Consider the following 20,879-nt stretch of genomic DNA (forward strand, 5'->3'; position numbering starts at 1 on the left):
TCAGCCCCTTACTTTCGAATCTTTCCTGTCACAAATGAGCGAATATCGAAACCTAAATCTAAAATTCCTAAGAGCATCACAAAGTTATACAAAGGAATTGCAAAAATTGTTGCTAATCCCTTTAAAAATTTAGGCGCTCGATAAGCATCCAACACAAAGTGCAGGAAAGAAATTCCTTGAATTGTTAACAACACCCATAAGACTAATGAAAAATTAAATGTGATTACATATAGTGATGTTCCTAATTCAGGGCGTACAAACAATTGAATCGTTAAGACGATTAAATAAATCCATAAAATGGTACGAGGTAAGCGTAAATCTTTAAAAGCTTGAAATTTTGGAACAGTAATACCTAATCGTTTTAGGATTGGCAGATTTACTGTAATTAAAAGAAACGATAGGAAGAATGCAGCTAATGTAACGGTTGCAGGAATGGCTATCTCTATATGTTGAAACATTAGATTGAACGCTTCTTCAGTCATTGGCTGTTCGCCAGTTAAACTTTCAGCGAATTCAAAAGAAGCCATATAACTTTCCCGCATCAGTTGGAAAGATTCCTTAATAAAATCTCTTTCAAACAGTTTAATAGAAATTAAATATTGAATTGCAAAAGTAATTAACACTGAAATACCAGTTGCCATGAATAAGTAAGCTTTACTTTTATTCGTGCGCAGTGCATCTCCCATCACGACACCGCATACCGCAAAAATCATGGAAAATGGTAAAATTAACAATCCCCCGAAGAAAAAGGTGATAATACACCCAATAACTCCTAAAATAATGGAAGATGATCGGTCATACTTTGCGCTAAACCAAGCAATAGGTAATGGGGCAAATAATGTCGCCACTAAGCTGATTATTGGTACATAATATGCAATTGCAATGAGAATAGCAAATATTGCAATCATCATTGCGCCATGTGTAAGCCTTTGTGTTTGATTGTTCGGCATGAGAAACCTTCCTTTATTACAATTCAATAATTCTTTACATTCGTATATTGTACCATTTTTTATAAAGTAGGACAAAAATACGATAAAGCAAAACGATAAAAGAATGTCGGAAGAAAAAACATAATCATCTAACCTAAAAGATTAGATGATTATGTTTGATGTGATGAATTTTTACTTTTATTAAAAGTTAAAAAATAAATAAATTCACCGCAAAACTAGTAGTAAAGTCTTCCTGAATGGTTTTTATCGTGCATAAATTCATTGTTGGCAACAAGTAGAATTAATTTGTTCAGCTTCATCGTTATCAAGCTTTTTTAACGCCTTAATCTTGTTGAGATTCTTTATATAATTTGATGGCTTATTTCCCATGCAATGATGTTTTGCTGTACATTTTGTTTACTATTTCAAATTAGGGAAGAATGTCGCTGATTCTCTCTTTCCAGAGTACATTTAATTATTGCTGAAGTAAAAAAGCAACAAAGGCTAAATTTTGCCTTTGCTGCTTTTTATAACATTCATTATTTATCTTCCGCTACGAATGGAAGAAGTGCCATAATACGAGCGCGTTTGATTGCTGTAGTTAATTTGCGTTGATATTTTGCACTTGTTCCAGTTACGCGACGTGGAAGAATTTTTCCGCGTTCAGAAATGAATTTTTTTAGTAAATCTACATCTTTGTAGTCGATGTGTGTAATGTTATTTGAAGTAAAGTAGCAAACTTTGCGACGTTTGCGACCTCCGCGACGTTGTGCCATCGATTTTCCCTCCTTTTTTTATTATTTCTCCGTTATCCGAATACCTTAGAACGGTAAATCGTCTTCTGAAACTTCAATTGGACCTTTGCTTGATGCAAATGGGTCTTCATCTACACGTGTATAATTCGGCTGATTTTGAGGAGGTTGACTTGGGAATGGTACACCAAATGGCTCTTGCGTGCCACCGTATGGAGGTTGACTTGCACCGTACGAAGGTTGTCCCCCATATGGCTGTTGCCCCTGTGCACTTCTTGGTTCTAAAAATTGCACGGAATCTGCTACGACTTCTGTCATGTAAACACGTTTGCCATCTTGACCCTCGAAACTACTAGTTTGGATGCGTCCATCAATACCGACGAGACTTCCTTTTCTCATGTAATTTGCGAGGTTTTCAGCTTGTTTTCTCCATGCTACACAGCTAATGAAATCCGCTTCTCTTTCACCTTGTTGATTCGTAAACGTTCGATTTACAGCAACTGTAAATCGAGTTACCGGTACTCCATTTGGCGTGTATCGTAGTTCAGGGTCTTTTGTTAGCCTACCTACTAATACGACACGATTGATCAATTTGACAACCTCCTCTTCAGCATTAATGTTCAATAAGATTATTCTTCTTCACGAACAGCGATATGACGAATAATGTCTTCGTTAATGTTTGCTAAACGATTGTATTCATCGATTGCTTTAACTGGAGCATTAACTTTCACGATGTGGTAAATACCTTCGCGATAGTCTTTGATTTCATAAGCAAGACGGCGTTTGCCCCATTCTTTTGACTCGATGATTTCCGCACCATTTGAAGAAAGAATGTCATCAAAGCGTTGAACTAAAGCTTTTTTCTCTTCTTCTTCAATGTTTGGACGAATAATATACATTAATTCATATTTTCTCATCGCTTTTTGCACCTCCTTATGGACTTTGGCTCTCCTTTATTTCAAGGGAGCAAGGAGTAAATTTCTATTACTCACATCTTTGAATTGTAACATATACTTTTATCAATCGCAACTAGCATTCAATGGGGAGTATAAGATTTTCTAAAATCTGTTATTTCGATATAATGGGAAAAAGGGGTTGAATAATTTTGTTGGAAGAGAAAGATCCACTGATTATTGAATTAGATATGAAAAAAATTGCAAAGTTGAATTTTTGGATGACCCTTCTTTTGTGCATTCTTTTTTTAGCATTCAATACGATCATCCATCGACAGTTTCAATTTGAAATGGCCATTACGCTATGGAATTTTCTATTATTTATTGTAGGCTATTGTGCACTGATTATTTTGCATGAATTGTTTCATTTAATTGGGTTTATGATTTTTGGAAAAGTGAAGTGGAGTCAGCTGAATTACGGTATAAATGTGAAGCTAGGAGTTGCTTATGCAACAACGTCAAAACCATTACCAAATCATGCAATGAAAAAAGCGCTAATGCTCCCCTTTTGGACAACAGGAGTCCTGCCAACAATAATTGGATTTATTTTCGATAATCAATTAATAGTTTTATTAGGTGCTTTTTTAATTGCAGGGGCTGTCGGGGATTTTTATATGTATAAAGAACTCCGCAAATTTCCTAATCATGCGCTTGTAAAAGATGACCCCCAATTACCAAAATTGTATGTATATCAATAAAAAGAAAAAGTGGAATTTACGTAAATATATTTAAAACATCTTGGCGTAAATTCCACTCTTTTTATTATGCCTGATTATACGTTGAATCGGAATAACATAATGTCGCCGTCTTGTACGACATAGTCTTTACCTTCTAAACGAACTTTCCCTTGTTCTTTTGCTTGTTGCATAGAGCCAGCCGCTAATAAATCTTCAAAGGAAACTGTTTCAGCTCGAATGAAGCCTCTTTCAAAGTCAGAGTGAATAATACCTGCACATTCTGGAGCTTTCATCCCTTTTTTGAATGTCCAAGCACGCACTTCTTTTTCTCCTGCTGTAAAGTAAGTAGCAAGGCCAAGCAAATCATATGCAGCACGAATTAGTTGGTCCAATCCGGACTCTTTAATGCCCAATTCTTCAAGGAACATTTTCTTTTCCTCTTCATCAAGCTGCGCAATTTCTTCTTCAATTTTTGCACATACCGTTATCACCTTTGAGCCTTCTTTTTCTGCATATGCACGAACTTGTTTTACATACTCATTTTCATCTGCATTTGCCACTTCATCTTCCGAAACGTTTGCAACATAAAGCATTGGCTTTAATGTTAATAAATTTAATCCTTTGATTACTTTTTTCTCATCTTCCGTTAATTCAACAGAACGAGCAGGCTTTTCATTTTCAAGAGCTTCTTTAATTTTGATTAAAATTGGCTCTTCAATCATTGCATCTTTATCTTTTTGCTTTGCTATTTTGCTTACTCTTTGAAGACGTTTATCTACTGATTCTAAATCAGCTAAAATTAACTCTAAATTGATGACCTCAATATCTGCTATTGGATCAACTTTACCTGCAACGTGTGTAATATTTTCATCATCAAAGCAACGAACCACTTGGCAAATCGCATCGACTTCTCGAATATGAGAGAGGAACTTATTCCCTAAACCTTCTCCTTTTGACGCGCCTTTTACGATTCCAGCGATATCCGTGAATTCAAATGATGTTGGAACTTTCTTTTGAGGTTTTACAAGCTCTGTTAATTTGTCTAATCGAGAATCTGGAACGTCTACAACGCCTACGTTTGGATCAATCGTTGCAAATGGATAATTAGCAGCAAGGGCACCTGCCTTTGTAATTGCATTAAATAGTGTCGACTTTCCTACGTTTGGAAGACCTACAATTCCAGCTGTTAGTGACATTGACTCACTACCTTTCTTATGTGAAACATGACTATTAGTTTTTGCACTAGTGTTAATTATATGGATTTCCACATAAAAAGTCTATTTTCCATTTATTTTTGTATGAACAACAAAAAATCCCCACATTCATACAAAGTACTGTGTGGGGATTACATAACAATTATTCTTCCGCTTCTTGTATAACTTTTTTCATTTTTTTCGTAAACTCCCTACGAGGTAGCAAGACACTATGTCCACATCCTTGACACTTAATTCGAATATCAGCGCCCATTCGAATAATTTTCCAAGCATTCGTACCACATGGATGTTGCTTTTTCATTTCCACAATGTCATTCAATTTAAATGTTTTTGTCTCCATCAATTCTCATCTCCCCTAGACATTACTTTACTAGAATCATATATCATCATTTTTGGATAAGCCATTGGTATATCATTTTTCTCAAAAATCTTTTTGACATCCCTTCGAATGATTCTTGCAATTTCATAATGCTGTTGAGGTTTTGTTTCTGCAACAATTCGAATTGTTATTTCAGTACCAGTAACATTTTGAACTCCAACAAACTTAGGTACATCGACAAGCTCCTCATATTGTTTCGGTAATGTTTTTAAATATTCCGTCATTAAATTTTCAATTTTTTCAATATCCGCTTCAATTCCAACTTGCATATCTATGACTGCTTTTGAGTTATTTAGTGAAAAGTTTACTACTTCGGTAATTTGCCCATTCGGAACAATATATACTTCTCCAGTTATCCCAACAATTTTGGTCGTTCTTAATCCTATTTCAGTTACTGTACCTTCTGCTGCACTTGATGTATTAATTCGAATATAATCTCCAACACCAAACTGATCTTCGAAAATGATGAAAAAACCCGTAATGACGTCTTTTACTAAATTTTGTGCACCAAAACCAATTGCAAGGCCTGCAATACCTGCTCCAGCAAGTAACCCTGCAACATTAATATTTAAGGAAGATAGTGCTCCAATTATCGCCGAAAAGTATACGACGTATGATAATACACTTTGCGACAATTTTAATAGTGTTTGTTGCCTTCTTTCTGAATATTTTAACGGAGATTGCATTCTTAGTTTAAAGATACGAGCAATAATTCGCTTCCCAATAAATACAATAAGATAAGAAAGTAAGAAAATTGCAATGATTTTAATGGAAGCTCCAACAATAAAATTCCAAAGATCCTCCCTTGAAAAATACTCCCATATCTTCTCCGATATATTGATAATCTCTTTCGTTTCTTTTTCCACAACATGAATCGCCATTTTTCCACCTCTAGTATAGAAAAGTAAACAAATGGATATAATTCTAAAAAATAATTATAGACATTCTATTCTAAAATCATAAAAGAAAGTGGGAATCACATGCAAAATATTTTTCAAGAACCATTTAAAATGTCCGTTCATCATGAAGAAACAGGTGCAATATGGCGTTTAAGCGAATTATTTTTACAACATATTCCCTTTGAACATAACAATCTTGTTTTTTGTTGCATCGGTACAGACCGTTCTACGGGAGACGCTTTAGGTCCTTTAACCGGAAGTTTATTATCCAACTATCAGTTTCCTTTTCGAATCATTGGAACGCTAGAAGATCCTCTTCATGCTATCAATTTAGCACTTACTGTTGAAGAATTACAACAAATGTCCACTTTCCCTTTCGTTGTAGCTATTGATGCATGTCTTGGAAGAGAAAAAAGTATTGGTCAAATTATTGTCCAAAACGGACCTTTACTGCCTGGAAAAGCAGTGAATAAAGAGCTGCCACCCATCGGCGATATTTCCATCAAAGGAGTTGTCAATGTAGGTGGATTTATGGAAATGCTAGTTTTGCAAAACACTCGACTTCACGTAACTTATTCGATGAGCAATAAAATTGCCCGTGCACTTTTGCTTGCGTATCAACGTCATTTATTGAAAAGGAAACATGATTACAATTATTCCAAGAACAACAACAATTCCTGGCAGCAAATTGGCTACACGAATTTTAGTTAATCCTGCAATATTTAAACCAATCGCTAATATCATAACGCCGCCGGTTGCTGTCATTTCTTGGATAAAGAGATTCATTGCCTCTTCAGGTATGTATTTACTAATCAGTCCTGAAAATATAGCAATCATACCTTGATAAATCAATACGGGAAATGCTGATAATAATACACCTATACCTAACGTAGATGTCAAAATAATGGAGGTAAAGCCGTCTATAATTCCTTTTGTAATAAGAACAGCATGATCATTTCTTAACCCGCTGTCTAACGCACCGATAATTCCCATTGAGCCAATAACAAAAATAAGGGACGCTGTAATAAAACCTTCAGCAATATTACTATTTGAATCTTTGCTTTTTATTTTTGATTCGACCCATTTTCCAAAACGATTAAATAATGAATCTAAATCAATCCACTCACCTATAATCGCCCCAACTACTAAGCTAACAATCAAAATAACAAAATTATTCGTTTTTAATCCCATTTGAATACCTAACAATGCAACTGCAAGTCCAATAATTGAAAGTACGGTATTTTTCATTTTTTCTGGTAAATTCTTTAAGAAGCGTCCAATGATCGAACCGATGATAATCAATAATGCATTGATAATTGTTCCGAATAATATCATAAGTTGTTATCCTCTTTCTTTGGTTTCAAAAATAGAGCGCCTTAATTGGCGCCCTTTTTATACCTCATCATGTTCTAAATTTAATATTTCTAATATACGCTCCAAATCATCTTCAGAATAAAATTCAATTTCAATTTTCCCTTTATTTTTTGTTTTCTTTATTTGAACATTTGTACCAAAGAATTCCCTTAATTGTGATTCAGTTGCTTGAACAAAAATATCCTTATTTGTTGACTTTTTCGTTTCACGTGAAACATTTTCGTTTAGTTGTTTAATTAATGCTTCTAATTGACGTACATTTAATGATTGATTCACTACTTTTTTTGCTACTTCTATTATTTTTCTTTTATTTTTTAATCCAAGTAATGCTCTTCCATGACCCATTGAAAGAGCTCCATCATTTACCATTTGACGAACTTCTTCTGGTAATTGAAGTAATCGAATCATATTCGTGATATGCGGACGGCTTTTCCCCAATCGTTTTGCTAAATCATCTTGAGTGAAATTTAATTTTTCAATTAAATTTTGATATGCTTCAGCTTCTTCAATTGGAGTTAAATCTTCTCTTTGTAAATTTTCTAGGATAGCAAGTTCCATCATTTGTTCTTCTGTCATTTCTTTAATTATTGCCGGAATTTCCTCTAACTTCGCCAATTTAGCCGCGCGATAACGACGTTCTCCCACGACTATTTCGTATTTTTTTCCTTTCTTTCTGACAACGATTGGTTGAATAATACCATGTTCTCGAATGGATTGAGCTAATTCCTCAATTGTTTCATCATCAAACTTCTTCCGTGGTTGAAAAGGATTTGCGACAAGTTTTTGCAACGGAATTTTTTCTACATGTTCTTCATTCTGAATAGTTTCTTGAATGGACTCTAATGTTTCTGTAGGAAATAGAGCACCAATCCCTTTCCCTAAACCCCTAGCCATTTTTTACCACTTCCCTTGCTAACTCTAAATACACTTCAGCGCCTCGTGATTTCGGATCATAGATGATAATTGGTTCTCCAAAGCTGGGTGCTTCACTTAAACGTACATTTCGAGGAATAATTGTTTTGTAGACTTTATCTTGAAAATATTTTTTTACTTCCTCAATCACTTGAATCCCCAGATTTGTACGAGCATCTAACATCGTTAAAAGTACACCATCAATTGATAAAGTTGGATTTAAATGTTTTTGTACCAATCTCACTGTTGATAATAGCTGACTAAGCCCCTCTAACGCGTAATATTCACATTGAACAGGAATAATAACTGCATCCGATGCAGTTAAAGCATTGATCGTTAACAGTCCTAATGATGGTGGGCAGTCAATAATGATGAAGTCATAATCATCTTTAACCTCTTCCAATGCATGCTTTAAACGCACTTCCCGTGAGATTGTAGAAACTAATTCAATTTCAGCACCTGCTAATGAAATAGTAGCTGGTATGACATACAAATTTTCTACTTTTGTTTGTTGAATAACGTTTTTTACATCTTCATCATCAATAATCACGTCGTAAATACAGCTAGATGTTTCTCCTTTATTTATGCCAACTCCACTAGTGGCATTTCCTTGGGGATCGATGTCAATTAGCAATACTTTTTTTCCTAAATAAGCAAGGCAAGCGCTCAAATTTACAGATGTAGTAGTTTTTCCGACACCGCCCTTTTGGTTGGCGATTGCTAAAATTCTTCCCAATTTTGTGCACCTGCTTTCATCTTTTCGAATAGTTAAAAGCGTAATTTTTTAGTCAAATAGAATTTATATTTACTTCTTTCATTCTATCAAATTTATAATATAGTTGTATTCCATAAACCAAATTTCTTGAAAAAATAATATAGAAAAAGCGGTCGTCTCTGTACGTGGCAGAGACGACCACTAGTTTCACGTGAAACAATTTAAGACTTTTTCTTTGGTATTTTTACTGTGATTAGATAGTAATCTTCCGTATCTTCTTCTTCCGTTTTTATATTAATTCCGCTTTTTGATACCATCGATAAGGATTGCTTAATTGTATTTAAAGCGATGCGAATATCTTTACTAATAGCCTTGCGTTTTGGTTTTGTTTTTTTCTCTTCTTCCGTTTCAACAGGTTTTGTTAGTTGTTGAATATATTCTTCAAGCTGACGGACGTTCCAGTCATTTTCTTTTATCAATTCAACTAATTTTATTTGTAATTCTTCGTCTTTCACACTGATTAACGCTCGTGCATGACGCTCAGTAATTTCACGTCTTAAAATTGCATCTTGCACATATTTTGGAAGTTTTAACAATCTTAATTTATTAGCAACGGTGGACTGACCTTTTCCAAGGCGTTGAGCGAGTGCTTCTTGTGTTAAATGATGCAGCTCAATTAGTTGTTGGTAAGCTAATGCTTCTTCGATAGCTGTCAACTCTTCACGCTGCAAGTTCTCTATTAACGCAATTGAAGCTGTCTCTTTATCATTTAAATTCCGTACAATTGCAGGTACTTCCGTCCAATTTAATTTTTTAATCGCCCGATAACGTCTTTCTCCTGCAATGATTTCATAACGGTTATCTTCTAAACGACGAACAACAATCGGCTGTATAACACCATGAGTATGAATGGTTCTAGATAATTCTTCAATTTTTTCTTCATCAAAAATTGTGCGTGGCTGATATCGGTTCGGTACGATTTGATCAATTGGAATTTTTATCACTTCTTCAGAGTGTTTTCTCTCTTTCTCTTCCGTTTCTATTTCACTTTTTTTTTCAGAAACTAGTTTTTCGCCGCCCCCAAAAAATCGCGAAAAAGGACTTTTCATTCAATGGCACCACCTTTTGGAAACTATCTGCACTATATTTTATTATTTAATATTCTATATGAAATGTACAGAGTCTTATAGAAGTAAAATCTATGAAATTGTCATAATTATAATATAATTCTATTATCAAAAGCATATTTCTATTTGAGTTTCACGTGGAACTCCTGACTGTTTTTAGATAGAAGTGATTTCATTTTGAATGAATTGTATACTGATAATCTTAATAAATGGATTGTTACAATTTTTTATTATACATGAAAAAGTTGTAACAACGGAATTGTTTTGCAAATAGTAAAGAATAATGCGCTCAAATTTGATTGAGCGCATATTGATTATTTAATTGGTGTTTTATTTGGTACCCCAGGTTTTCTAGGATATTTTTTGGACGTCTTTTTTGTTTTTTCAATGACAAAAATTGTTCGTTCACTATTTTCTATAGGCAAATGGTAATCAAATTGTTCTTTTAAAGCTCCACCTAAAACCTGAATGGCCTTTTTTGCTTCTTTATATTCTTCATGGGCAGCTGCGGCTTTTAATGCAATAAAATTACCCTCTATTTTAACTAAAGGAATGCAAAGTTCCGCTAACACATTTAATCGTGCAACAGCCCTTGCCATAACGACATCAAATTGTTCACGATATGCTGAATTTTGACCAAAGTCTTCTGCTCTTGCGTGAACAAAATGGCAGTGGGTCAAATTTAATTGTTCACTTAAATGATTTAAAAATGTAATACGTTTATTTAACGAATCAACAATTGTAATTTTTAAGTGTGGAAAACAAATTTTTAACGGAATGCTTGGAAACCCTGCACCTGCGCCAACATCACAAAGAGTTTCAACTTTTGAAAAATCAAAGTAAAAGGCTGCACTGATTGAATCGTAAAAATGTTTTAAATATACGCCTTCTAAATCGGTAATGGCTGTTAAATTCATTTTTTCATTCCATTCAACGAGAATTTCAAAATATTTCCGAAATTGTTCTATTTGCGTCTCGTTCAGTTCAATCCCTTTATCTTTTAAGCTTTGAATAAAAAGTTGTTCGTTCATTTTCTACTCCTTTACATAGAGTTTATATATAGTTTGATATAAGAAATAAGCGTTCGAGATCAATGTTGCTCGAACGCTCCTTTTTTTAAGAATTACTACTGATTTTCGCAATTTTTCCTTGTTCAATATATACAAGCAAGATTGATATATCCGCAGGGTTTACCCCGGAAATTCGCGAAGCTTGAGCAATTGTTAATGGACGTACTTCTTTTAACTTTTCACGTGCTTCGGAAGCTAGGTTTGGTACATCATCATAATCGATATTTTCTGGTATCTTTTTGCTTTCTAACTTATGAAGTCGCTCTACTTGTTGCAATGCTTTTTGAATGTAACCTTCATATTTAACTTGAATTTCCACTTGTTCTTTTACTTCTTCACTTAAGTTTTCTTCTGGTGGTGTTAAGGATGCAACTAAGTCATAACGCATTTCAGGTCGTTTCAGTAAGTCGATTGCACGTATCCCATCTTTAAGTTCTGCTCCACCAACTGAACGAACTACTTCTTGCGTTTTTTCGTTTGGTTTAATGATTACTTCGCGAAGTCTCGCTATTTCATTTTCAACTTGTTCTTTCTTTTTCAAGAATTTATTATAACGTTCTTCTGAAATTAAACCTACTTTATATCCGATATCTGTCAAACGTAGATCTGCGTTATCATGACGAAGTAGTAGGCGATATTCGGCACGGGATGTAAGTAGACGATAAGGTTCATTAGTTCCCTTCGTTACTAAATCATCAATTAAGACGCCAATATATGCTTCAGAACGTTTTAATATGAGTTCTTCTTTTCCAAAAATTTTAGCAGCCGCATTGATTCCTGCCATGATTCCTTGTGCTGCCGCTTCTTCATACCCGCTTGTGCCATTGATTTGTCCAGCAGTGTATAGATTTCTAATACGTTTTGTTTCAAGGGTTGGCCATAATTGAGTCGGAACAATGGCATCATACTCAATTGCATAACCAGGTCGCATCATTTGAGCATTTTCTAAGCCAGGGATTGAAGCAATCATTTTTAGCTGAATATCTTCTGGCATGCTCGTAGATAACCCTTGTACGTACACCTCATCCGTTTCTCGTCCTTCAGGTTCTATAAATATTTGATGGCGAGGTTTATCATTGAAACGAACAACCTTTGTCTCAATGGAAGGACAATATCTTGGGCCAGGACCTGTAATTAATCCTGTAAACATTGGAGCCTTATCTAAATTTCCATTGATAATTTCATGGGTTTCTAAGGAAGTATAAGTTAACCAGCAAGGAATTTGATCCATAATAAATTCTGTCGTTTCATAACTGAATGCTCGAGGTACATCATCCCCGGGTTGAATTTCCATTTTGCTGTAATCAACAGTTTTTCCATTCAACCGAGGAGGTGTTCCAGTTTTAAAACGAACAATTTCAAAACCTAAATCTTTTAGTTGGTCCGCTAATGTAATGGACGGCTGTGAGTTGTTAGGGCCGCTTGAATATTTGATATCACCAATGATAATTTCACCGCGCAAATACGTTCCAGTTGTTAAAATTACTGCTTTTCCGCGGAAAACTCCACCGGTTTTTGTGATGACACCTTTTACTTCTCCATCTTCAATTATTAATTCTTCTACCAACGCTTGCTGAATATGGAGATTATCTTGTTGCTCCAAAATTCGTTTCATTTCCCGTTGATATAACACTTTATCTGCTTGTGCACGTAATGCACGAACAGCTGGGCCTTTCCCTGTATTTAACATCCTCATTTGAATGTGGGTTTTATCAATAACTTTTGCCATTAATCCCCCAAGTGCATCAATTTCACGAACAACAATCCCCTTTGCAGGACCTCCAATGGATGGATTACATGGCATAAATGCAATATTTTCCAAACTAATTGTCAACATGAGGGTTTTTGCCCCCAATTTTGCAGCGGCATGTGCTGCTTCAACGCCAGCATGACCTGCACCGACTACAATGACATCATACATTCCTGCTTCATAATTTGTCATGCCGAAAAAATCTTCCCTTCTATAGTAAGTTTCATTTATTTTCCTAAACAGAATTGTGAGAATAACTGATCAATGAGACTCTCGTGTACCGTATCACCTATGATTTCGCCTAGTAATTCCCATGTTCTTGTTACATCGATCTGAACAATATCTACTGGCACTCCAGCTTTTGCAGATTCAATCGCTTCTTCAATCGCATCTAAAGCTTGTTGCAATACGGAAATATGGCGGGCATTCGAAACATATGTTAAATCCTCTGATTCAATTTGGCCCTCAAAGAATAAATCTGCAATTGCCTCTTCTAATGCATCAACACCTTCTTCTTTTAATAAAGAAGTGGTCACAATCCGTCTACCATTTGCTAGAGACTTCACTTTTTCTAAATCGATTTGCTGCGGTAAATCCGTTTTATTGACAACTACAATAAAATTCATGTTTTGTATCGTTTCAAATAATCTTACATCTTCTTCTGATAATGGTTCTGCTGCATTTAACACGAGCAATATTAAATCAGCCTCTTTTAATACTTGGCGAGATCTTTCTACCCCTATCCGTTCAACGATATCTTCCGTTTCCCGAATACCTGCTGTGTCCACTAAACGTAAAGGAACACCCCGAATGTTGACATACTCTTCTATAATATCACGTGTTGTACCTGCTATGTCTGTAACAATTGCTTTATTTTCTTGCGCTAAACTATTTAATAACGATGATTTCCCGACATTTGGTCTTCCTAATATCACCGTTGATAAACCTTCACGCAAAATTTTCCCTTGACTCGATGTTTGAAGCAATTTTTTTATTTCCTCACGAACCCAAGTACATTTTTCTAATAAGACTGGAACCGTCATTTCTTCAACGTCATCATATTCTGGATAATCAATATTTACTTCCACATGAGCTAAAGTTTCAATTAATGCTTGACGCAAGTCTTTAATTAACTTAGACAATTTCCCGTCCATTTGATTTAGGGCAACATTCATAGCTCGATCCGTTTTCGCACGAATTAAATCCATTACCGCTTCCGCTTGTGATAAGTCAATTCGACCATTTAAGAAAGCACGTTTTGTAAATTCACCTGGTTCTGCAAGCCGTGCACCATTTCTTAAAACAAGATTTAATACTCGATTTACAGATACTAGTCCCCCGTGACAGTTAATTTCCACTACATCCTCACGAGTAAATGTTTTTGGTGCCTTCATCACCGACACCATTACCTCTTCCACTATCTTTTCAGTTTTAGGATCAATTAAATGGCCGTAATGAATTGTATGAGTTGGTTGGTCTTGTAATTTTTTATTATTTGGTGATTTAAATATTTTATCCGCTACTTGTATTGCATGATCTCCACTTAAACGAACGATGGCGATTGCTCCTTCCCCCATCGGTGTGGATATCGCAGCAATTGTATCTGTTTCCATTCATTTCACTCCTTTTATTATCCACATGTGGATAACTTACCGAACTTTCTCACTAACAAAATAGATTAACACAAATTATTACAAATCGAAAGTATAGAACTTTTCCACATGTGGATATTTCTGAATTTATCTCAAAATGCTAATCGAGTAGGAGGGAGCGATTAACTCCCGTCCTCTCACACCACCGTAGTATACGGCGGTTCAATTAAGATCATTGACGCAAGTCTTTATAACTTCCGTGAATAGCTGTTCTCTTTATGCCAGTGGTCACTCCACCCTCCAAGAGGTCTCCCACGGGATTCACCGCTTCCTTCCTCAAGTGAGGTACTACGTTTTCTGTGTTCATCATGACTCACTGAATGCCAAGGGCTATTCTCTCTTAATTGTTCGGTCCTTCTTAGTAGTTCTAAACCAACTAATACTATGACCTTTGCTGACTTCTGACGGTTCAGCTACTTATCACTAAGTAGGTTATGAAGCGTACTTCACATATCCGCCAGACCTCCCCGGGTAAGAATGTAATCTTTCCTTCCATCTATCTGCTTCATTTACTCTGTACCACCTTTGGCAGAAAGGACTTTGTTTTGTTTAGCAAACTCATCCAATGATACCTAGCCTTATATGAAGTTCGTGTTCCTCAGACCGGAAGTTTGCCGCTCGCTTCCTTCAGATTCCGCGTCACCACGGACACCCTTGCGTTAAGCTAACTGTTACTTCTGCCTTCACAGTTCGGGACTTACACCCTATAGATTACACCCATGCCAGGCGCACTAAAAAAACGATCTATCTTTTCGATAGATCGTTTTCATTTTACTTAACCGGTTCAATTACTAAATGACGATTAGGTTCTACACCTTCTGAATATGTTTCAACATCCAATCGATTTGCTAATGCATTATGAATAATTTTTCTTTCATATGATGGCATTGGTTCCAATGCAACTTTTTTTCCTGTCCGTATCGCTTTATCTGCCATTCTCTCTGCCAATTGCTCCAACGCTAGTTGGCGACGCTCACGATAATTTTCAACATCCAACCTAACTGTGACAAACGATTTTGCAGTTTTATTTACAACTAGTTGAGTTAATTGTTGCAACGCATTTAAATTTGCACCACGTTTTCCAATAATCAATGCTGCTTTTTCGCTCTCTAATTTGAAAAGAATCGTTTTTCCTTCTTTTTCCGTTTCAATTTTTAAGTCATGAATATCCATCGCTTTTGCAATGTTTGTTAAGTATTGTACAGCACTTTCAATTGGATCTGGTTGTTCTTCTTCTTGAACTTCTTCATCGTTTGATTGTTCTGATTGTGGTTCTATACTTGCCTTTACCTCTTCAGGTGTCCCATCTTCTGCTAACTTTTCTTGCCCTTTTTCCTTTTCTTCTGTTACTTCTTCAATAATCGTTACTCGAACTTCCGCAGGGCGAGCACCAAATCCTAAAAAACCTTTTTTTGCTTCTTGCAGAACTTCAATTTCCACTTGTTTGCGTGATACGCCAAGCTTTTGTAACGCTAAAGCAATTGCTTCTTCCTTCGTTGCGCCTGTTTGCGTAATTTGCTTCACTTTTTCGCTCCTCCAGTTGTCGCAGGTTTTTCAGTTTCATTCTTTTGCCAAGGTTTCTTATATATAAATAGATTTTGAATTACCGAAATAATATTTCCGACTACCCAATATAATGATAAGGCTGCCGGTAAAACCATCCCAAATCCTATAATCATAAGAGGCATAATATACATCATCATTTTCATTTGAGGGTTGTCCATCGCTGGGCCTGTCATTAATACAATATATTGAATTAAACCAGCTACAATTGCAAGAATTATACTAGGTTCCGCCAATGGGAAGATTAGAAATGTTCCAAGCTCAAATTCTGACGTAACATTCATGCGGCTAATCGCATGATATAGTCCAATGATAATTGGCATTTGAATTAAAGCAGGTAAACATCCCATCATCGGGTTAACACCAGTAGATTGCATTAAAGCCATTAATTCTTGTTGATATTTTTGCTGTGTTACTGCATCTTTAGAACTATATTTTTGTTGAAGTTCCTTTATTTTTGGTTGAATTTCTTGCATTTTCTTTGAGCTTTGTACTTGTTTAATTGTTAGTGGAAGTATTGCCAATCTTATGATAATTGTTACCGCGATTATACCTAATCCATACGATCCTAATAAATCAGCAAAGAATTTTGTAATGGAAACGATTGGCCAAACAATAAATTGATTCCAAAACCCTTCACTTTCAGCAGAAATCGGTTGATTATATTCAGTACATCCGCTAAGAAGAATAACTGCTGAAGCTAAGGTCAGTATAATCCCAAATTTTTTTTTCAACTCTGTTCCTCCTAAAGTTCTACAGTTCTTCGAATTCATTTTTTAGCTATTTTACCATGTTTTGATATAGATACTCTACCTCGAGTTTCATTTCAATTTACTTTTATTTTTTAAAATTGATGACGCTTACATTCAAACAATCAAGAGTTCTTTTTTCGTTTAATAACTTTTGCAATTTTCAGCACATGCTCTAAACTTTTTTTCGTTTCATGATAATTTAAGTTGGCCGCCGATACTCTGGCGATAATAACATAATCCATATCTTGTCTAAGCTCTTCTTTTATTTCAAAAAATACTTGTCGAATATAACGTTTCACTTGATTCCTAATCACAGCATTTCCTATTTTTTTCCCTATGGATAGCCCAATTCGAAATTCCTTTTGTCCTTCTTTAGGCAAACAATAAACGACAAACTGGCGATTAGCGTAAGATTTTCCTTCATTAAACACCTGTTGAAATTCTTTGTTTTTCTTAATTCTTTGGCGCTTCCTCACTCGATCAATCACCCGCTTTTTCCTTAAATTGCAACGAGAAAAAAAAGACCACTGAAAATTCAGTGGACTTATGCTGATAACACTTTTCTTCCTTTACGACGACGTGCAGCTAATACTTTACGTCCATTTTTTGTGCTCATACGTTTGCGGAATCCGTGTACTTTGCTGTGTTTTCTTTTTGATGGTTGATATGTGCGTTTCATCTATATTTACACCTCCAAAGTGATTATTCAGTATCTAATCAAACATATAGACCTGAATATTATATAAAAAGACCCTTCTTATTGTCAAATGACTCTTTGATTACAAGTTTAGGAATGCTGCTCTTATTATTCAAAATTTTTTAAAAATATCCACAGTGAAATTGTAGATATTCACAAATATTGTGGATAATATTTTTTAAAATTTTTTTATCCACAACTGTTATCGACATCTTTTTCACAAACCCAACCCCTGTGGAAAAACATATTGTGAATGAAAATGAACATTGTGGATAAGTTTATCAAGCTATTGAAACAACGATGTTTTTTTGATAGGATAATTGTGCTTTAATTTGTGGAAAACAATTTTGGGAAATATTTTATCCACAGTTGTTAATAACTTGTGGATAAAATAAATCACAACCTATGGAAAAAAGTTATCCACAGGTTGTGATTTTGTGTTTTAATAAAATTGGAGAATTGTTTTTGAATGGAATTATTCAAATTAAAATATGAAGTAAAGGAGTCACAGGCTTGGAACATTTAGATGAGTTATGGAACAAAGTCCTGGCCCGAGTCGAACAACAAATTTCAAAACCAAGCTTTGAGACGTGGTTAAAATCTACAAAATTGCTCTCATACAAAGGAACAAACGTAACCATTGCTGCGCCAAACTCGTTTGCACGAGAATGGCTGGAAAACCACTATGTACATCTAATTGCAGGGATCTTATCTGAATTAACTGGAGAAGATTTGTATATTAAATTTGTTGTACAAAAGGACCAGGACAACGAAGATTTTGATATTCCGGCGCCGGTTATTCAAACAAAAACAGCTGAGCCTTCTGAAGGCCCTCATAGCATGCTTAATCCAAAATACACTTTTGATACGTTTGTTATTGGCTCGGGAAACCGTTTTGCTCATGCTGCTTCCCTTGCAGTTGCGGAAGCACCGGCAAAAGCTTATAACCCTTTCTTTATTTATGGAGGAGTAGGATTAGGGAAAACCCATTTAATGCATGCAATTGGACACTACGTACTTGAACATAATCCAAATGCAAAAGTAGTTTACTTGTCTTCTGAAAAATTCACGAATGAATTTATTAATTCTATCCGAGATAATAAGGCGGAAGAATTCAGAAATAAATATCGCAACGTGGACGTTTTGTTAATTGATGATATTCAATTTTTAGCTGGAAAAGAATCAACGCAAGAAGAATTTTTCCACACTTTTAATACTTTGCACACTGAATCAAAACAAATTGTTATTTCAAGTGACCGTCCGCCAAAAGAAATTCCAACATTAGAAGATCGATTACGATCTCGATTTGAATGGGGATTAATTACAGATATTACCCCACCTGATTTAGAAACGCGAATCGCTATCTTGCGTAAAAAAGCGAAAGCTGATGGACTAGATATACCTAATGAAGTAATGCACTATATTGCTAATCAAATTGACACAAACATTCGTGAATTAGAGGGAGCGCTAATTCGCGTTGTCGCGTATTCATCATTAGTAAATCAAGACATTACGGTAGAACTAGCACAAGAAGCTTTAAAAGATATTATGCCTAATTCCAAACCGAAATCCGTGACAATTCAGGATATTCAAAAAGTAGTAGGGGAACATTATAACATTCGATTGGAAGACTTCAGTTCAAAAAAGCGAACAAAATCTATAGCCTTTCCTCGTCAAGTAGCGATGTATTTATCGAGAGAACTTACGGATTTTTCTTTGCCAAAAATCGGGGAAGAATTTGGTGGGAGAGACCATACAACGGTCATTCATGCCCATGAAAAGATTGAAAAAATGTTAAAGGAAGATAAACAATTACAGGAAGAAATAAAACAGATTCGAAGCATGCTTGGAAAATAAGATTGTGGATAACTTACTTTTTCTTTAACAGGGATATACACAAAATATCAACATGTGGATATGTTGTTTTTTATAGTTAAAACTATACTTATCCACAAATCCACAACCACTAATACTATTTCTATTAATTATTTTAAAAAATAATAATTTAATAAGTGAGGTATGACGATGAAATTTGAAATAATGAGAGATCGGTTGTTGGATGGACTAAATGATGTAACAAAAGCGATTAGTTCGAAAACAACAATCCCAATCTTAACAGGAATCAAAATTGACGTAACAGATAATGGAGTATTACTTACAGGATCTGATGCGGATATAACAATTCAAACGTTCATTCCTGCTGAAGAAGATGGCAATCAAATTATTAATATTGTTGAAACAGGGTCCATCGTTTTACAAGCTCGAATGTTTAATGAAATTGTAAGAAAACTGCCTACAAATGATGTTGAAATTGAAGTGAAAAATGAATTACAAACTCATATTCGTTCTGGTAAAACAGAATTCCATTTAATCGGTTCAGACGCATCTGAATATCCGTTATTGCCAGAAATCTCTACTGAAAATCGATTTGATATCCCTGCTGATTTATTAAAATCGGTTATTCGCGAAACGGTGTTTGCTGTTGCTGCTAGTGAAAGCAGACCTGTACTAACAGGAGTTAACTGGAATATAGAAAATGATGAACTAATTTGCGTTGCAACTGATAGCCACCGATTAGCAAGAAGAAAAGTAAAATTAGAAAATCTACCAAATGGCATTGAATCTGTTGTTATTCCTGGAAAAAGCCTGAACGAACTAAATAAAATTTTGGGTGAAACAAGCAATCCTGTTGAAATAACGATGTCCAATCAACAAATTTTATTCAAAACAGATCATGTTTTATTTTTCTCACGTTTGCTAGAAGGGAACTATCCGGATACATCTCGTTTAATTCCTAATGAGTTTAAAACAAACATTAAGCTGGATGGAAAAACATTTTTACAAGCAATTGATCGTGCATCATTAGTTGCTAGAGAAGACCGAAATAATGTTGTACGATTTGAAACATTAGAAGATGACGCTGTGAAAATATCGTCCAATTCCCCAGAAATCGGAAAAGTAGAAGAACAAATTCCAGTTGAATCGATTGAAGGAGAGAAATTGGTCATTTCCTTCAGTGCAAAATACATGATGGAAGCGTTAAAAGCAATCGATGGACAAGAAGTAATTATTCAATTTACAGGTGCAATGCGTCCATTTATCTTACGATCAGTGCATGATGATTCCATCCTTCAATTGATTTTACCTGTAAGAACATACTAAATAGATTGAAAAAGTGTAGATTAAGTCGAAATGTAGGCTTGTCTACACTTTTTTGCTTAAAAAGATGGATTCCATTATAAAAACTGGACTAACTAATTTAGAAAAGTGGGCACTAGGTTTATAGATTCTTGAGAAAATGATATGTTTTTTATTTTTTTTTATGATAAAAAATGTGAATAATATCGTGTTGAATTTTTAATAACATTCGTTTTTTAATCAAATTATAAAGACGCTAGAAAATGCTAAAAAGGGTTTGAATTATATGTTTTTCGTCAAAAATTATGTTAGGCTTCTAGTGCTTT

22 protein-coding genes are annotated in these 20,879 nt (G+C 35.0%); 4 read left to right on the forward strand and 18 right to left on the reverse strand.

Features of this window, described 5'->3' with window-relative positions; all coding sequences use genetic code 11:
- Positions 1-8: 8 nt before the first annotated feature.
- The 4 genes from NSU17_RS07745 to rpsF form a co-directional block, all read right to left on the reverse strand.
- Positions 9-950: a YybS family protein gene (locus NSU17_RS07745; RefSeq protein WP_340704724.1), complete on the reverse strand. Its 942-nt coding sequence runs from the start codon at positions 948-950 to the stop codon at positions 9-11.
- A 518-nt stretch (positions 951-1,468) separates the two neighbouring features.
- Positions 1,469-1,705: a 30S ribosomal protein S18 gene (gene rpsR, locus NSU17_RS07750; RefSeq protein WP_016838914.1), complete on the reverse strand. Its 237-nt coding sequence runs from the start codon at positions 1,703-1,705 to the stop codon at positions 1,469-1,471.
- Positions 1,706-1,750: 45 nt separating this feature from the next.
- Entirely contained in the window at positions 1,751-2,272 is a 522-nt protein-coding gene (gene ssb / locus NSU17_RS07755) for a single-stranded DNA-binding protein (protein ID WP_340704725.1), read from the reverse strand.
- 38 nt (positions 2,273-2,310) lie between these two features.
- Positions 2,311-2,598 carry a 30S ribosomal protein S6 gene (gene rpsF, locus NSU17_RS07760; RefSeq protein WP_340704726.1) on the reverse strand — a complete coding sequence of 96 codons (288 nt, stop codon included), beginning with the start codon at positions 2,596-2,598 and terminating at the stop codon, positions 2,311-2,313.
- Positions 2,599-2,786: 188 nt separating this feature from the next.
- Between rpsF and NSU17_RS07765 the strand changes: the two genes are divergently transcribed.
- Positions 2,787-3,332: a DUF3267 domain-containing protein gene (locus NSU17_RS07765; RefSeq protein ID WP_340704727.1), complete on the forward strand. Its 546-nt coding sequence runs from the start codon at positions 2,787-2,789 to the stop codon at positions 3,330-3,332.
- Between the two features lie 74 nt (positions 3,333-3,406).
- Here the strand turns inward: NSU17_RS07765 and ychF are convergent, their stop codons facing one another.
- From ychF to NSU17_RS07780, 3 genes are all read right to left on the reverse strand, one after another.
- A complete protein-coding gene (gene ychF, locus NSU17_RS07770) occupies positions 3,407-4,507 on the reverse strand; it encodes a redox-regulated ATPase YchF (protein WP_340704728.1) in 1,101 nt (366 codons plus the stop codon).
- 160 nt (positions 4,508-4,667) lie between these two features.
- Positions 4,668-4,865, reverse strand: coding sequence for a DUF951 domain-containing protein (locus NSU17_RS07775; RefSeq protein WP_096549975.1), 198 nt, complete (start codon positions 4,863-4,865; stop codon positions 4,668-4,670).
- The gene (locus NSU17_RS07780; protein ID WP_340704729.1) at positions 4,865-5,785 is read right to left on the reverse strand and encodes a mechanosensitive ion channel family protein; all 921 of its coding nucleotides are present in this window, start codon (positions 5,783-5,785) and stop codon (positions 4,865-4,867) included. The genes NSU17_RS07775 and NSU17_RS07780 overlap by 1 nt, the downstream gene beginning before the upstream one ends.
- Before the next feature lie 99 nt (positions 5,786-5,884).
- Between NSU17_RS07780 and yyaC the strand changes: the two genes are divergently transcribed.
- Positions 5,885-6,514, forward strand: a complete 630-nt coding sequence (gene yyaC, locus NSU17_RS07785) for a spore protease YyaC (protein ID WP_096549973.1) — start codon at positions 5,885-5,887, stop codon at positions 6,512-6,514.
- On the opposite strand, the gene NSU17_RS07790 is transcribed toward yyaC, so the two are convergent.
- The 11 genes from NSU17_RS07790 to rpmH all read right to left on the reverse strand — a co-directional run bounded on the left by NSU17_RS07790 (position 6,431) and on the right by rpmH (position 17,397).
- A complete protein-coding gene (locus tag NSU17_RS07790; RefSeq protein WP_096549972.1) occupies positions 6,431-7,138 on the reverse strand; it encodes a DUF554 domain-containing protein in 708 nt (235 codons plus the stop codon). The genes yyaC and NSU17_RS07790 overlap by 84 nt on opposite strands.
- Positions 7,139-7,195: 57 nt before the next feature.
- Complete coding sequence (locus NSU17_RS07795; RefSeq protein WP_016838923.1) at positions 7,196-8,071, reverse strand: ParB/RepB/Spo0J family partition protein; 876 nt, start codon at positions 8,069-8,071, stop codon at positions 7,196-7,198.
- On the reverse strand, positions 8,064-8,825 hold the full coding sequence (locus tag NSU17_RS07800) for a ParA family protein (protein ID WP_016838924.1): 762 nt from the start codon (positions 8,823-8,825) through the stop codon (positions 8,064-8,066). The genes NSU17_RS07795 and NSU17_RS07800 overlap by 8 nt, the downstream gene beginning before the upstream one ends.
- A 200-nt stretch (positions 8,826-9,025) precedes the next feature.
- A complete protein-coding gene (gene noc, locus NSU17_RS07805) occupies positions 9,026-9,913 on the reverse strand; it encodes a nucleoid occlusion protein (RefSeq protein ID WP_340436195.1) in 888 nt (295 codons plus the stop codon).
- A gap of 332 nt (positions 9,914-10,245) precedes the next feature.
- Positions 10,246-10,962, reverse strand: a complete 717-nt coding sequence (gene rsmG, locus NSU17_RS07810) for a 16S rRNA (guanine(527)-N(7))-methyltransferase RsmG (protein ID WP_339289538.1) — start codon at positions 10,960-10,962, stop codon at positions 10,246-10,248.
- A gap of 85 nt (positions 10,963-11,047) precedes the next feature.
- Complete coding sequence (gene mnmG / locus NSU17_RS07815; protein WP_096549968.1) at positions 11,048-12,943, reverse strand: tRNA uridine-5-carboxymethylaminomethyl(34) synthesis enzyme MnmG; 1,896 nt, start codon at positions 12,941-12,943, stop codon at positions 11,048-11,050.
- A gap of 35 nt (positions 12,944-12,978) precedes the next feature.
- Complete coding sequence (gene mnmE, locus NSU17_RS07820; protein ID WP_096549967.1) at positions 12,979-14,364, reverse strand: tRNA uridine-5-carboxymethylaminomethyl(34) synthesis GTPase MnmE; 1,386 nt, start codon at positions 14,362-14,364, stop codon at positions 12,979-12,981.
- 810 nt (positions 14,365-15,174) lie between these two features.
- Complete coding sequence (gene jag, locus NSU17_RS07825) at positions 15,175-15,927, reverse strand: RNA-binding cell elongation regulator Jag/EloR (RefSeq protein WP_340433298.1); 753 nt, start codon at positions 15,925-15,927, stop codon at positions 15,175-15,177.
- On the reverse strand, positions 15,924-16,700 hold the full coding sequence (yidC, locus tag NSU17_RS07830) for a membrane protein insertase YidC (protein ID WP_340704730.1): 777 nt from the start codon (positions 16,698-16,700) through the stop codon (positions 15,924-15,926). Before yidC ends, jag begins: the two co-directional genes overlap by 4 nt.
- 140 nt (positions 16,701-16,840) lie before the next feature.
- Positions 16,841-17,194, reverse strand: a complete 354-nt coding sequence (gene rnpA, locus NSU17_RS07835; RefSeq protein ID WP_096552378.1) for a ribonuclease P protein component — start codon at positions 17,192-17,194, stop codon at positions 16,841-16,843.
- Positions 17,195-17,262: 68 nt separating this feature from the next.
- On the reverse strand, positions 17,263-17,397 hold the full coding sequence (gene rpmH / locus NSU17_RS07840; RefSeq protein WP_016839592.1) for a 50S ribosomal protein L34: 135 nt from the start codon (positions 17,395-17,397) through the stop codon (positions 17,263-17,265).
- Positions 17,398-17,928: 531 nt separating this feature from the next.
- Here rpmH and dnaA point away from each other — a divergent pair.
- Positions 17,929-19,272 carry a chromosomal replication initiator protein DnaA gene (gene dnaA, locus NSU17_RS07845; protein WP_096549965.1) on the forward strand — a complete coding sequence of 448 codons (1,344 nt, stop codon included), beginning with the start codon at positions 17,929-17,931 and terminating at the stop codon, positions 19,270-19,272.
- Positions 19,273-19,440: 168 nt separating this feature from the next.
- Entirely contained in the window at positions 19,441-20,577 is a 1,137-nt protein-coding gene (dnaN, locus tag NSU17_RS07850) for a DNA polymerase III subunit beta (RefSeq protein WP_340704731.1), read from the forward strand.
- Positions 20,578-20,879: the final 302 nt, after the last annotated feature.

It is taken from the genome of Ureibacillus sp. FSL K6-2830, from assembly GCF_038004145.1.
Lineage (GTDB): Bacteria > Bacillota > Bacilli > Bacillales_A > Planococcaceae > Ureibacillus > Ureibacillus thermosphaericus.

What these genes read in the sequence shown, in the direction of transcription:
- NSU17_RS07795 (WP_016838923.1), bottom strand. Translation starts at nt 8,071, where the DNA reads ATGGCTAGGGGTTTAGGGAAAGGGATTGGTGCTCTATTTCCTACAGAA.
- dnaN (WP_340704731.1), top strand. Translation starts at nt 19,441, where the DNA reads ATGAAATTTGAAATAATGAGAGATCGGTTGTTGGATGGACTAAATGAT.
- mnmG (WP_096549968.1), bottom strand. Translation starts at nt 12,943, where the DNA reads ATGACAAATTATGAAGCAGGAATGTATGATGTCATTGTAGTCGGTGCA.
- NSU17_RS07780 (WP_340704729.1), bottom strand. Translation starts at nt 5,785, where the DNA reads ATGGCGATTCATGTTGTGGAAAAAGAAACGAAAGAGATTATCAATATA.
- mnmE (WP_096549967.1), bottom strand. Translation starts at nt 14,364, where the DNA reads ATGGAAACAGATACAATTGCTGCGATATCCACACCGATGGGGGAAGGA.
- rpsR (WP_016838914.1), bottom strand. Translation starts at nt 1,705, where the DNA reads ATGGCACAACGTCGCGGAGGTCGCAAACGTCGCAAAGTTTGCTACTTT.
- noc (WP_340436195.1), bottom strand. Translation starts at nt 9,913, where the DNA reads ATGAAAAGTCCTTTTTCGCGATTTTTTGGGGGCGGCGAAAAACTAGTT.
- rpmH (WP_016839592.1), bottom strand. Translation starts at nt 17,397, where the DNA reads ATGAAACGCACATATCAACCATCAAAAAGAAAACACAGCAAAGTACAC.
- rsmG (WP_339289538.1), bottom strand. Translation starts at nt 10,962, where the DNA reads ATGAACGAACAACTTTTTATTCAAAGCTTAAAAGATAAAGGGATTGAA.
- yyaC (WP_096549973.1), top strand. Translation starts at nt 5,885, where the DNA reads ATGCAAAATATTTTTCAAGAACCATTTAAAATGTCCGTTCATCATGAA.
- NSU17_RS07790 (WP_096549972.1), bottom strand. Translation starts at nt 7,138, where the DNA reads ATGATATTATTCGGAACAATTATCAATGCATTATTGATTATCATCGGT.
- NSU17_RS07775 (WP_096549975.1), bottom strand. Translation starts at nt 4,865, where the DNA reads ATGGAGACAAAAACATTTAAATTGAATGACATTGTGGAAATGAAAAAG.
- ychF (WP_340704728.1), bottom strand. Translation starts at nt 4,507, where the DNA reads ATGTCACTAACAGCTGGAATTGTAGGTCTTCCAAACGTAGGAAAGTCG.
- NSU17_RS07745 (WP_340704724.1), bottom strand. Translation starts at nt 950, where the DNA reads ATGCCGAACAATCAAACACAAAGGCTTACACATGGCGCAATGATGATT.
- rpsF (WP_340704726.1), bottom strand. Translation starts at nt 2,598, where the DNA reads ATGAGAAAATATGAATTAATGTATATTATTCGTCCAAACATTGAAGAA.